Source organism: Flavobacterium sp., from assembly GCF_965657075.1.
GTDB lineage: Bacteria > Bacteroidota > Bacteroidia > Flavobacteriales > Flavobacteriaceae > Flavobacterium.
In genome coordinates this window covers 151,008-165,141 of the sequence record NZ_CBFHMV010000002.1, presented here as the reverse complement: position 1 = coordinate 165,141, position 14,134 = coordinate 151,008, and the positions used below count along the sequence as shown (strand labels likewise).

At 28.7% G+C, this 14,134-nt stretch carries 8 protein-coding genes; 5 read left to right on the top strand and 3 right to left on the bottom strand.

Annotated features, from left to right (window positions below; translation table 11 throughout):
- Nucleotides 1–5 precede the first annotated feature (5 nt).
- Nucleotides 6–731 carry a TIGR00730 family Rossman fold protein gene (locus ACTF56_RS02245; protein WP_438965281.1) on the top strand — a complete coding sequence of 242 codons (726 nt, stop codon included), beginning with the start codon at nucleotides 6–8 and terminating at the stop codon, nucleotides 729–731.
- Nucleotides 732–788: 57 nt separating this feature from the next.
- Here ACTF56_RS02245 and ACTF56_RS02240 read toward each other — a convergent pair whose 3' ends face one another.
- On the bottom strand, nucleotides 789–2,753 hold the full coding sequence (locus ACTF56_RS02240) for an endonuclease (RefSeq protein ID WP_438965280.1): 1,965 nt from the start codon (nucleotides 2,751–2,753) through the stop codon (nucleotides 789–791).
- A 149-nt stretch (nucleotides 2,754–2,902) separates the two neighbouring features.
- On the opposite strand from ACTF56_RS02240, the gene ACTF56_RS02235 reads away from it, so the two are divergent.
- On the top strand, nucleotides 2,903–5,716 hold the full coding sequence (locus tag ACTF56_RS02235; RefSeq protein WP_438965279.1) for an aminopeptidase: 2,814 nt from the start codon (nucleotides 2,903–2,905) through the stop codon (nucleotides 5,714–5,716).
- Nucleotides 5,717–5,886: 170 nt separating this feature from the next.
- Nucleotides 5,887–8,289, top strand: a complete 2,403-nt coding sequence (locus ACTF56_RS02230) for an alpha-ketoacid dehydrogenase subunit alpha/beta (RefSeq protein WP_438965278.1) — start codon at nucleotides 5,887–5,889, stop codon at nucleotides 8,287–8,289.
- A gap of 18 nt (nucleotides 8,290–8,307) precedes the next feature.
- Here ACTF56_RS02230 and ACTF56_RS02225 read toward each other — a convergent pair whose 3' ends face one another.
- Both ACTF56_RS02225 and ACTF56_RS02220 read right to left on the bottom strand, forming a co-directional pair.
- Nucleotides 8,308–9,147, bottom strand: coding sequence for a hypothetical protein (locus ACTF56_RS02225; RefSeq protein ID WP_438965277.1), 840 nt, complete (start codon nucleotides 9,145–9,147; stop codon nucleotides 8,308–8,310).
- Nucleotides 9,148–9,178: 31 nt separating this feature from the next.
- On the bottom strand, nucleotides 9,179–10,345 hold the full coding sequence (locus ACTF56_RS02220; protein ID WP_438965276.1) for a proline dehydrogenase family protein: 1,167 nt from the start codon (nucleotides 10,343–10,345) through the stop codon (nucleotides 9,179–9,181).
- Nucleotides 10,346–10,497: 152 nt separating this feature from the next.
- Between ACTF56_RS02220 and ACTF56_RS02215 the strand changes: the two genes are divergently transcribed.
- Both ACTF56_RS02215 and aroB read left to right on the top strand, forming a co-directional pair.
- Complete coding sequence (locus tag ACTF56_RS02215; RefSeq protein ID WP_438965275.1) at nucleotides 10,498–12,807, top strand: O-antigen ligase family protein; 2,310 nt, start codon at nucleotides 10,498–10,500, stop codon at nucleotides 12,805–12,807.
- Nucleotides 12,808–12,814: 7 nt separating this feature from the next.
- Nucleotides 12,815–13,885 (top strand): 3-dehydroquinate synthase, encoded by a 1,071-nt coding sequence (aroB, locus tag ACTF56_RS02210; protein WP_438965274.1) that lies wholly within the window; start codon nucleotides 12,815–12,817, stop codon nucleotides 13,883–13,885.
- Nucleotides 13,886–14,134: the final 249 nt, after the last annotated feature.

Sequence of the window (14,134 nt, the reverse complement as noted above, 5' to 3'; positions counted from 1 at the left end):
AGAAAATGATAGAAGATCAATTTGAAAATGACGATCAAAGAATACAAGACAAGTTAAAACAAAAAACTTGGAATGAAATAAGAACCAATGATTCTTGGGCAATTTTTAAAATCATGTCTGAATTCGTAAATGGATACGAGGCCATGGGAAGAATTGGTCCATGTGTCTCTATTTTTGGTTCAGCAAGAACAAAATCAGACGATCCAAATTATTTACTAGCCGAAAAAATTGCTTATAAAATCAGTAAAGGTGGTTATGGTGTAATTACTGGTGGTGGACCAGGAATTATGGAAGCTGGAAACAAAGGAGCCCATTTTGGTGGCGGAACTTCAGTAGGATTAAACATTGATTTGCCTTTTGAACAACATTTCAATCCTTATATTGATAGAGATAAAAACTTGAATTTTGATTATTTCTTTGTTCGTAAAGTAATGTTTGTAAAATATTCACAAGGATTTGTGGTTATGCCTGGTGGATTTGGAACTCTAGACGAATTATTTGAAGCAATTACTTTGATTCAAACAAAAAAAATAGCAAAGTTTCCTATCATATTAGTAGGGAGCGAATTTTGGTCAGGTTTAATTGAATGGGTAAAATCAACTCTAATTGAAAAATATAAAACAGTTAGTCCGGATGATTTAAAATTAATTAAAATTGTAGACAACGAAGACCAAGTTTTAGAAGCTTTAGATAGTTTTTATAAGAAATATAATTTGTCACCGAACTTTTAAAAAAACAAAAAAGTCCTTCAAAACGAAGGACTTTTTTATTGAAAGTTGTTATTAGAATTACTTTACAATAATCTTTCTAGTTATACTTGAATTTTCGTTTGATATCTTAACCAAATAAACTCCAGCAGTAACATCACTTAAAGATAAAGTAATTTCATTAGTAAATGTTACTTCTTTTATTTTTTGACCTGTTATAGAATAAAATTCAGCTTTAGCTTCTGCTTCAATTCCAGCGATTACTACATAATCTGTTGTTGGATTTGGGTAAACTACAATATTTGATATTTCAAAGTTTTCATTTCCTAAAGTATATGTTTGACCAAAATTACTACCAAAAATATAACTAGCTAAATCTGGATTATCAATAAATGGATTTCTATTTACTTGCCAAGTGTAGATATAGTTATTTCTATTCATTTCAAAATCATCTGGTGGATCTTGTTGGTGCCATTGTAACAAAGTAGCTAAATCACCAATAAAACCGCTTGGAGATTCTGCAACATTACCGTTCAGAACATTTAAAGCGTTATATCGCACATCCATATAAAATAAAGCTCTCGCTACATCACCTTTCCAACTGCCTTGTGTTCCTGATGGTCCATTGTAGTCAACTCCATAATTTCTATTGCCTCTTAAACTGTTTTCGGCACCATCTTCAGCTCTAATATGATGTGCATCTCCATGACCTGCTAAAACATCACTTGCACTAACTGGAAACCAAACATTAATTCCGTCAGAAAAAGAAAAAGTCCCTTCTTGAAAACCACCTCTAGATTGTGGAAAAATATGTTCTCTATTCCAAACACCAATATTACTTGAACTCACTTGATAATCAATTTTAGAACGAGGTTGTTCTACATACATTTGCCAAACTTGACTTCCATTTGCTGGATTTTGGTCTGAAGTTAATAAGATTTCAGCAACATCTCCATAAGTATGTCCATGTACTACATTTGGATCGGCAATAATATCTTGCAAAGCTTGTTTTAACGAACTTCCTGATAAACCATTCAAACTAGAATAATAATTTGTTGGTGCAGTACTTGAAACAATTCCAAAAGTAGGATTTAATGGTGTTCCCCAAGCTTGCACAACAAAATCATTATCATGCACTCTAACTATAACATTATTATTGTTTAAAAAATATCCTTGAGCTACATTTTGAACGTCTATTTTTAATTCCTCATCACCTTCATCTGTTGTATCGTCAAAAATTGTTATGGTTACAGAGGAAGTAGATTCTCCAACAAAAATTGTAGAAGTAAGATTACCTGTAAAGTCATTAACACCAAAATTTCCGTTGCTTAAAGAAAAATTTAAAACTAAATTTGAATTTTGAACTGGATTTTGAGTCGTAAAAGTAATTACAAAAGACTCACCTTCAGATAATTCCGTCAAAGAAGTTGCAACAGAAACACCATTTAAAACAACTCCAGAGCCATCATTATTCACTCCAGGTGAAGGCGTTGCCACTGAATAAGAGCCATCATTATTTCTTATGATAGATTTTGATGTAGCACTTGACGTTTGATTTTCATTCACAAAACTGGTCAATCCTAATGCAGTCATCAATGTTGATGGTCCAGTTGTTGCATTATTTGAATAAGCCAAAGTATCAATAAGATTAATTGTATTTGCAGGTGTATCTAAAGGAAAATCAGAAGCATTTGCTTGATAAAGTGCTACTGCATCAGGTCCATTTTGGATAGATGCGTTCGGAATTATTAATCCTGGAGTTGGAGAAACTAATGAGTTTCCTATTAAAAAAATTCCGTTAATATCTGTTGTGTACCCATCTAAATCAATTGCGTTGTAACTTACATTTCCAAAACCGTTAGAAAATCCATTAAAAAACACCAAAACATATCCATTTAATGAAAAATTGGGTGTGGCAGATTTTAATTCAATAAATTCTAAGGTATCGGTACTTGGTGTATCAGCATCTAATTCATTAATCACCACTTGTGAAAACAAAGTATTGAAACTAATAAAAAGCATTAAAAGTGCTATTTTCTTGAACATATCTAAATTTTTTCAAAGATACTGTTTAATTCATGAATCAAATAGATACCATGTTAAACTATTGTCAACAAATTATACAAAATAATGTTAATAATAAGCATATAAAACCGCTGTTTTTCTATATTTACATTCTAAAATTGCTATAAAATTTGAACTCATTACGTTTCATACCTATATTTCTATTGTTTCCTGTTTTCCTATGGGCGCAGCATACTATTGAAATTAAAGCCAAAATCAACATTTCTTCTAAAGTGATTCAAGTAAATCAAGACATTACTTTCAATAACACTTCAAATGATACCATAAAATTTCTGATTTTAAACGATTGGAATAATGCATTCTCATCAAAAAGTTCTGCATTAGCCAAACGATTTTCTGATGAATTCAAAAGAGGCTTTCATTTGGCAAGTGAAAATGACAAAGGATACACTAAAATCATTTCTTTTATTGATGATGAATCTAATTTTTTACAATTTGAAAGACTCAACAATCAAATTGATGTTATTAAGTTGTTGTTAAAAAATCCAATTTTACCCAATCAAAGTCAAAAAATTACTACTTACTTCAATGTCAAAATTCCAAACGATAAATTTACCGAATACGGTTTTAATTCGGACGATGTTATTTATTTAAAAGATTGGTTTTTAAGCATTCCAAGATATGAAAACAAACAATTTCTAACTCAAAGTAACGAGAATTTAGATGATATTTCTAATGAATTAGCCAACTTTTCAATTCGTTTAGAAATTCCTGAAAATTATATTGTTTTTTCAGATTTAAATCATGCAAATAATAATGAAACCTTGATTAATTTATCAGGAAACAAAAGACAAGACTTTAGCATCATATTGCAACCTAAAGAAAAAACTTCTTATAAACATTATAAAAATGAAATTATAGAAGTTATTTCTGACATGAGTGATAAAAGACTAAATGACATACAAACAGCTATAGTAATTGACAAATTATCCAAATATGTTGCGCAAAAATTAGGAAATCCTACCATACCAAAAATAGTAGTTTCGCAAAAAAATTATGATAAAAATCCTTTTTATGGAGTCAATCAATTGCCTTCATTTATAAATCCTTTTCCGGACGAATTTATTTTTGAAATTAAATTTTTAAAAACTTATCTGAATAATTACCTCAAGGAAAACATTCAAATAAATCATCGTAAAGACCATTGGATTACCGAAGGAATTCAACAGTTTTTAATCATGCAATATATTGATGAAAATTATCCGAATTTTAAAATGTTAGGAAGTTTGGCTAAACTCAAAATATTAAAAGGATACAATATTATCAATATGGATTTTAATGATCAATTTTATTATGCCTATTTGTTAATGGCTAGAAAAAATTTAGATCAACCTATAGGTGATTATAAAAGTTCTCTCATTAAATTTAACGAACAAATTGCTGGAAAATACAGAGCCGGATTGAGTTTAAGATATTTGGATAGTTATTTAGAAAATGAAATTGTTTTAAAAAGTATTTCAGAATACATGAATTTGAACCAACAATTTCAAACCAATCGATATGATTTTGAATACATTTTAACTACAAATTCAAATCAAAATTTGGATTGGTTTTTTAGAACAATTATTGAAAAAAGAGACCTTATTGATTACACTTTTAGCAAAGTAATAAAGAAAAAAGAAAGCATTCAATTTACACTTAAAAACAAGACTCAAGTTGCTGTTCCAATAGCAGTTTATGGCCTAAAGGATAAGGAAATTGTTTATAAAAAATGGTTCACAAATATTGCAAACGATTCAACAATTACAATACCTAGAAATGGAATTGAAAAACTAGTTATTAATTATAAAAATGAAGTTCCTGAGTTTAATGCACGTAACAATTGGTACAATTTAAAAAGCTTTTTATACAACAACAGACCAATTAAATTCACGTTTTTTAAAGACATAGAAAACCCTTTTTACAATCAAATTTTTTATGTTCCTTCTGTTCAATATAACTTGTATAATGGAATCTCATTTGGGTTAAGAATTAACAACAGATCCATACTAAACAAACAATTCATTTTTGATTTGAATCCTGAATTCTCAACAAATACTGGAAAAATATTGGGTTCTACCAATGTTCAAATAAATCAATTTATTAGAGATGGAAGGTTGTTCAATATTAGATACAGTTTGGGTGCATCCATGTCAAATTATGCTCCAGACGCCTTATTTACTAGAATAAATCCGAATATACTTTTTAGTTTTCGTGATGAAAATTTCAGACAAAATAAAAACGAGTACATTCAACTTACTCAATTATATATCAATAGAGAAAAAACTGCTTTTGCTATTGATAATAACACTGAAAATTATTCGATTTTTAATGCCAAATATTTCAATATTCAATCGGAAATGACAAAACATTATTCATTAAACACTGATTTACAATTATCTAGTGCTTTTGGAAAAATTTCTGGTGAAATTGAATACAGAAAATTATTTGAAGATAATAGACGAATTAATTTGAGATTTTACTTTGGAACTTTTATGTATAAAAGCACAAATTCTGAATTTTTTAGTTTCGGAATCGACAGACCAACAGATTATCTATTCAATTATAATTTTATTGGACGATCAGAATCCACTGGAATTTTTAGTCAACAATTTGTTTTGGCCGAAGGTGGTTTCAAATCAAAATTTAATACTCGTTATGCCAATCAATGGATTACTGCAGTAAATGGAAGTTTTAATATTTGGAATTGGATAGAGGTTTATGGCGATGTTGGTTTATTTAAAAACAAATTATCCAATCCAAAGTTCATTTATGATTCTGGAATTCATTTAAATTTAGTTCCTGATTATTTCGAACTGTTTTTTCCAGTATATTCCTCTAATGGTTTTGAATTAAAACAAGATAATTACGATCAAAAAATACGCTTTGTAGTTACTTTAAGTCCAAAAACACTGATTTCGTTATTTACAAGAAAATGGTTTTAAAGCTAATTATTGAAAAATTCTCATAATTATAAGCTGTTTATACATTTATCATTAACAAAACTGTAAAATAAAACGTTTTATTTATTTTTTGTTTAAAAATTAAATAAAAAAAATATAAATAATTCATACTATTTATTAAATTTGTACCAAACCCAATTTGCATATAATTTATGGAAGCACAAGTCAAACAAAATTTAACTTTTGAAGATTTTAAAACAGAAGTCCTAAACGATTATAAAATAGCAGTAACTAGCAGAGAATGTAGCCTTCTTGGTAGAAAAGAAGTATTAACAGGAAAAGCTAAGTTTGGTATTTTTGGTGACGGAAAAGAAATACCTCAATTGGCTATGGCAAAAGCCTTTAAAAATGGTGATTTTCGTTCAGGTTACTATCGTGATCAAACCTTCATGATGGCAATTGGCGCTTTAACCATCGAGCAATTTTTTGCAGGTTTATATGGTCATACCAATTTAGAAAATGATCCTATGAGTGCTGGTCGTCAAATGGGTGGACACTTTGCTACACATAGTTTAGATGAAAATGGGAATTGGAATAACCTAACATTACAAAAAAACTCAAGCGCAGACATCTCTCCTACTGCTGGACAAATGCCTCGTTTATTAGGTCTAGCACAAGCTTCAAAAATCTATAGAAATGTAAACGGAATTCCTAATAAAACTAATTTTTCCATCAATGGAAATGAAGTAGCTTGGGGAACGATTGGAAATGCCTCAACTTCTGAAGGTTTATTTTTCGAAACAATCAATGCTGCTGGTGTTTTACAAGTACCAATGGTAATGAGCGTTTGGGATGATGAATACGGAATTTCAGTACATGCAAAATATCAAACTACAAAAGAAAACATTTCCGAAATTTTAAAAGGATTTCTAAGAGATGAAGACAATAATGGATACGAAATTTTAAGAGTTAAAGGTTGGGATTATTCTGCTTTAGTAGAAACTTATCAGAAAGCTTCTGAAATTGCAAGAGAACAACATGTTCCTGTTTTAATTCACGTGCAAGAATTAACGCAACCACAGGGACATTCTACTTCAGGAAGTCACGAAAGATATAAAAATGCAGAACGTTTAGCTTGGGAAACTGAGTTTGACTGTTTAGCAAAAATGAAAACATGGTTAATTGAAAACAATTTAATCACAGCAGAAGAAATTGAAGAGTTAGAAAAAACCATCAAGAAAGAAGTTTTAGAAGGAAAAAAAGCTGCTTGGAATGCCTATTTGAACCCTATTAAAACGGAACGAGATGAATTAGTTGAGTTATTGAATTCAATTGCTGCTTCAAGTTCAAACAAAGTTTTTATTGAGAAATATGCATCAGATTTAGCTTCAATAAAAGAACCAATCAGAAAAGACACGCTTTCAACTGCTAGAAAAGTTTTACGTCTAATCAAAAATGAAGATAGTAAAGCCAATTTATCGTCTTGGATTTATGGTTATAAAGAAACTATTCAACCTAAATTTAGTTCACACTTATTCTCTTCTTCAAAAGAAGCTATTGCCAAAATAAATGAAATTAAACCCATATTTGATGATTCAGCAGAAGAAGTGGATGCAAGAGTTGTAATTAGAGATAACTTTGATGCTATTTTTTCAAAATATCCTGAAACATTAGTATTTGGTGAAGATGCAGGAAATATTGGTGATGTAAATCAAGGTTTAGAAGGCATGCAAGAAAAATATGGCGAATTTAGAGTTTCAGATGCTGGAATTCGTGAAGCTACCATATTAGGTCAAGGAATTGGTATGGCTATGAGAGGTTTACGACCAATTGCAGAAATTCAATATTTAGATTATTTGTTGTATGCTATTCAAATCATGAGTGATGATTTAGCAACCCTACAATATAGAACCAAAGGAAGACAAAAAGCACCTTTAATCATTCGTACACGTGGTCACAGATTAGAAGGAATTTGGCATTCAGGTTCTCCAATGGGAATGATTATCAACGCCATTCGTGGAATTCACGTTTTAGTACCAAGAAACATGACTAAAGCAGCAGGTTTTTACAATGCTTTATTGCAAACCGATGAACCAGCTTTAATCGTAGAATGTTTAAATGGCTATCGTTTAAAAGAAAAAATGCCAACTAATTTGGGCGAATTCACTACACCAATTGGAGTTGTGGAAACCATTAGACGAGGTTCAGATATTACAATAGTGTCTTATGGTTCAACTTTGAGAATCATAGAACAAGCTGCCAAAGAATTACAAGAACACGATATTAATGTTGAAATTATAGATGTTCAATCGTTATTACCTTTCGATTTAAATCATGATATTGTAAAAAGTATTCAGAAAACAAATCGTTTATTAGTGGTGGATGAAGATGTTCCAGGTGGAGCAAGTGCCTATATTTTACAAGAAGTTTTAGAAAATCAATCCGCCTATAACTATTTAGATAGTAAACCACAAACCTTAGCTGCCAAACCACACCGACCAGCTTATGGAACCGATGGAGATTATTTTTCAAAACCAAGTGTTGAAGATGTTTTTGAGAAGGTTTATGAAATAATGAACGAAGCTAATCCGAAGAAATATAGTAGTTTGTATTAAAATAAAAAAATCCTGATTTTAGTTAAATCGGGATTTTTTTATGTCATTAATAACACTGTTTTTTCCAATAAAATTCTCAAGAGAATCTAAATATTTTAATGATTTTTCTTTATCATTAACATAATAATAGAGTTCAGAAGCTTTTAAATATCTAAAACATTTATTGTCATAGTTTAAACTAATCCAATTTTCTAAAGTATTAGCAAATAACTGTTCATCATTCATTTCGCGAGTAATTTTTACTTTCAAAATATAAAAGTTGGGGAAATTTTGAAAATATTCTGGAATTTGATTAAACACTTCATATGCCTCTTTATATTCTTTTCTTTCATATAAATTATTTGATGCAACTAAATATTTTTGAGCATTAAAATATTCTGGTACGTTCATTAATTGATTTTGAATTGCCCAGTTGAAATGTACATTCAAATTAAAACTTGTTACAGTTGATATATAATTGGTAATGAAAACTTTATTGTTTCTTTGTTCTAAAATAAAATCAGTTATTTCAAAATTATCATTATTTTTAATCATGATTAATGCATGATATTTATTCTTTTCTTTAAATAATTTTAAAAGTTTGGTTTCACTTTCTTTAGTGACTAAATCAATTATATTTTTTAAATATGGAGCATATACTTCAAAAAGTTGATTAACTACATAAGTTTTCCTCAGTTTATATTGATTAGCAACACCTAAAGTATCAGATGTTTTTTTGATATCGTCTAAAATAAAATTTATATCAAACTTATCTTGTAGTTTTTTGACTTCCTTTCTTTTAATATTTACAACTATTTCTTCTGCATAAACTTTATAATCAACCTCAGTTAATTCATTATCTGAACAACTAAAAAGCATATATAACAAAAGAAAATAAAAAAATTTCATATTACAACTTCCTTCTCTGTTTCTCTGCTTTAATCAAATCCAACTCTCTACTAGTTTGTCCTGCCACAGAAGTATTTTCTTCTGCTCTTCGTATTAAATAAGGCATCACATCTCTAACAGGTCCAAAAGGTAAATATTTAGCTACATTATACCCATGTGCTGCTAAATTATAACTTATGTTGTCGCTCATACCATACAATTGTCCGAACCAAATTCGAGAATCGTTAGGAGAAATGTTTTTTTGTTGCATTTGTTGCATCAACTTATAAGAACTTTCTTCATTATGAGTTCCTGCAAAAATGGACATCATTTCAAGATGCTCTATCATGTAATCAACAGCTTGGTCATAATTGACATCGGTTGCTTGTTTGGAAACACAAATAGGAGATTTATATCCTTTTTCTTCAGCTCTTGTATTTTCTTTTTCCATGTAAGCACCACGAACTAATTTCATACCTATGTAAAAACCTTCCGTTTTAGCTTCTTCATGTAATTTTTTAAGATAATCCAATCGGTCCCAACGGTACATTTGTAAAGTATTAAATACAATTGCTTTTTCTTTGTTGTATTTTTTCATCATTTGCGCCACAATAGCATCTGCTGCATCTTGCATCCAACTTTCTTCACCGTCAATTAAAACAGCTACATCTTTATCGTGAGCTGCTTTACATAATTTATCAAAACGTTCCTCTACTCTGTTCCATTCAATCTGTTCTTCCGCAGTTAAATCTATTTTTTCTCCTATTTTTTGATATAAAGCAAATCTTCCTAAACCAGTAGGCTTAAATACTGCGAAAGGAATTGCATCTCGCTCTTTAGCAAACTCAATAGTTTTCATGGTCATGGCAAAAGCGGCTTCAAACTGCTCTTCAGCTTCTTTTCCTTCTACAGAGTAATCTAAAACCGATGAAACTCCTTTAGTAAACATCTTATCAACAACACTCAAACAATCATTCTCGTTTACACCACCACAAAAATGATCAAAAACAGTAGAACGAATTAATCCTTCAACAGGTAAGTGAGCTTTTAAAGCAAAATTTGTAACAGCTGTTCCAATTCGAACAAGCGGTTGACTTTCAATCATTTTAAATAAAAAATAAGCTCTTTCTAATTCCGAATCACTTTTTAATGCAAAAGCAGTTTGTGTATTTGTGAATATTTTTTCCATGTTTCAATTTTGAGATGCAAATATAGTATAGAAAAAGATTTTTTCAGAATTATCAAACTCAAATAATATGATTATTTATCAAAATTATTACATTTGTTAAAATTCGTAATTCACCAAAATTAAAATTACTGCACCTATTGAAATTTAATACTATGAAGAAAGACAAAACAATAAAAATTGAAGATTTATCGAATACTTCAGAAATAAAACAAGCTTCTGGGTTTTTGGTTATTGCCTTTTTAATAGCTTATATATTAATTACTTTTTTACCAAAAGGTATGTCAATTGATATCATGGGAATTCAATGGTTGTATATCAGCATAATTAATGTTGTGATAGGAATAATTATCTATTTCTTTAAAAAAGACGAAATAGAATGGTCTAAATTTTATTTAAACAAAGTCACTCTATTATACATTGCATTTGTTGCACTCAGCGGAATATCTGTTTTTTTTGGTGATAACCAAATAGAAGGAATTGTTAGTTATATAAAACTACTATCTGTTTTTTGTGCTTTTTTGTTATTAAGCATTACATCTAATACTAAAAAATCTGTTTTATTAAATTTTTCCATCGCTATCAGTATTATCTTTTTCTATGAAATGTTTATGGTTGCTTCGCAATTTTATAATAAAGTAATTAAATTTGATTTTTTAGTTTCAAGTCAAATTGTAAAAGGAAATTCTGGAAATGTTAATATTATGGCATCAACCATCATGCTAAAATTGCCATTTGTACTTTACTGCTATTATTATTTTAAAAACAAAAAAAAATATTTCTTTTTAATTACCTTTTTTTTGGGAACATTAGTTTTATTTCCAACTGGATCTAGAACAAATATAATTTCTTATTTTCTTCTATTAGTATTTATAATTTCTTTTATTATTTACACAAAGCAATTCAAAGTATTTAAAACTAAAATAATACTTTTTCTTTTGACTGCTTTGGTTGGTTATGGTGTATCGTATTGGGCAATTAATAAGCACATAAAAAAGAAAAAAACAGAGACTATTGATAAAGTTATTGAAAAAAAAGAAGACATTAATGAAATTTCAGGAAATCGACTGACTTTATGGAATAATACTATTCAACTTATTAAAAAAGAACCTTTAACTGGAGTTGGCTATGGAAATTATAAAATTGAAGTATTGCCTTTTGAAAGTAAGCAAAGAGATGGTTGGAGAATTTCAAAATATTCCCATGAAGACTTTCTTCAAGTATGTGCAGAATCAGGAATTCTTACGGGATTACTATATTTATCTCTCTTTATCATAACTTCTTTCATTTGCTTTAAAAGAATTTTAAATAAAAATCTTGAAAAAGAAAAAAAATGGCTTCCTTTTGTTGTCCTAATGCTTTTAATGGTTTACGTCATAGACTCTTTATTAAATTTTCCATTGCATGTAGCTTTAACTCAAGTCCATTTTTTAATCATCTTATTTTTCTTTTTAAATCTTGAAAATGATAAAAACAGTAATACTAAATACATCAATTCAAATTATGTAATTGCCTTTGCTACGGTATTGAGTGCCATTTTGGTAATTCCTAACTACAAATATTTTAAATCTCTTTACGGACAAAATACTGTTTTTGCAGATGAAAAAGCTATGAAATTATCTTACGATAAGGTGGATGAAGTTTTACCTAATTATCCTAACTTAAATGAATTTGGATATACTATCGCCTCATTAAAAGCAAAATATTTAATTAAAGAAAAAAGATACGATGAAGCTTTAGAGCTATTAATGAGAACAAAAAATGACAATAAATACATAATGTACAATGAAAATCTTGTTGCTTCCATTTACGGAAATTATTCTAATTATGATAGTGTTTATAAATATCGAAAAATGGCTTTTGAAATGTATCCAAAAGTAGAAGTTTTGTTTACCAATTATATTTTAACTTTAAAAAAATTAAATAAAATAAAAGAATTAGATGAAGCAAAACTATATCACGACAAATATGGCTCTAATGAAAAATTTGATTCAATTTTTAATCGAATTTACAATCATAACGGAAAAATAATTCTAAATAAAAATGAGAGCGCGCAAGAAAATCCAATTAATGTAATGGATAAGAATCTTTCAAAAACATCTGAAGCTGATCAAAAAAAGAAATTAGATTACATAATAGAATTATCTACAAAACTGAATAACACTAAAAATGATTGGAAAAAAAGACTAGAAATTAGTAAAGAATTGAAAAAACTACAACCAGAAAGTATCATTCATGACATGAATATTGGTATGTCACTATATAAATTATCGAGACCAAAAGAAGCAAAACCATATATAGAAAAATCAATAAAAAGTAATTATTTTAAAGATGGTTTACCCGAATTTGTAATGGGTTGTAATTATCTGACTTTGAATGATAAATCTAAAGGTTGTGAATATTTAAGCATTGCTAAAACAAAAGGATATACAATACCAGAAAACATTCAAGCCAACTGCAAATAAATTTTAAATGAACACAATAAAAGCCACAAATTATGAAGTTTTCTTTGGTGAAAATAGCTATGATTACTTAAAAAAAACATTAGTTAAAACAGCTTATTCTAAAATTTTTATTCTGGTAGATGAAAATACAAGTAACCATTGTTTGCCCAACTTTTTAGCTAATTTGGCTACCGAAGTTGAAATTGAAATCATAGAAATTGAAGCAGGTGAAGAAAATAAAAACATCAATACTTGTTTACATATTTGGGAAGCTTTATCCGAACTAAGTGCTGACAGAAAAAGCATTTTAATCAATCTTGGTGGTGGCGTTGTTTCAGATATTGGCGGTTTTATTGCTTGTACTTTTAAAAGAGGTATGGATTTTATTAATGTTCCTACATCTCTATTAGCAATGGTAGATGCCTCTATAGGTGGTAAAAATGGTGTAGATTTAGGAGCGCTCAAAAACCAAATAGGCATCATTAAAGAACCAAAAGCTGTAGTAATTAATACCTCTTTTTTAGAAACATTACCACAACTAGAAATGCGTTCAGGTTTAGCCGAAATGCTAAAGCACGGATTAATTTTCAATAAAACATATTGGAATAAATTTAAAAATTTATCTAATTTGAAATCAGATGATTTAGATGGTTTAATTTACGAATCGATTCAAATAAAAAACGAAATTGTTTGTCAAGATTTAACTGAAAATGGCCTTAGAAAATCTCTTAATTTTGGACACACATTAGGTCACGCTATCGAAAGTTATTGCTTAGAAAATGATGCCAAAACAACACTTTTACATGGTGAAGCAATCGCTGTTGGAATGATTTTGGAAAGTTATATTTCAATGGAAAAAAACTTAATTTCTAAAGAAGAATATTTTGAGATTAAGTACATTTTAAAAGATATTTATGAAACTGTCAGTTTTAATAAAAACGATATCAATAAAATCATCGAATTATTGATTTATGATAAGAAAAATGAATTTGGTAAAATCCAATTTGCTTTATTAGATGGAATTGGCAACATCAAAATTGATGAAAAAGCAGACAATACCCTTATTTACAAGGCTTTTGAAGATTATGCAACTGCTTAAAAATTTAATGCAATAATCCATATAAAAGTAAATTAATTTTTACCTTTGTGGCAATGAAAGAAACTGCATACACATTCAAAAAAACTTCAAATCAAAGAGATTCTATTTTGATCAATTCAAAATTAAATACTTCCCTATTCTATGAAGTAAATGTTGAGCTCTTTTTACTTACAAAGACTTTTAAAGAAAAACTTGTCGTAATATTTGCTAATATTAGAGTTTGAATTTCGTATATTACTGATTTTCAAT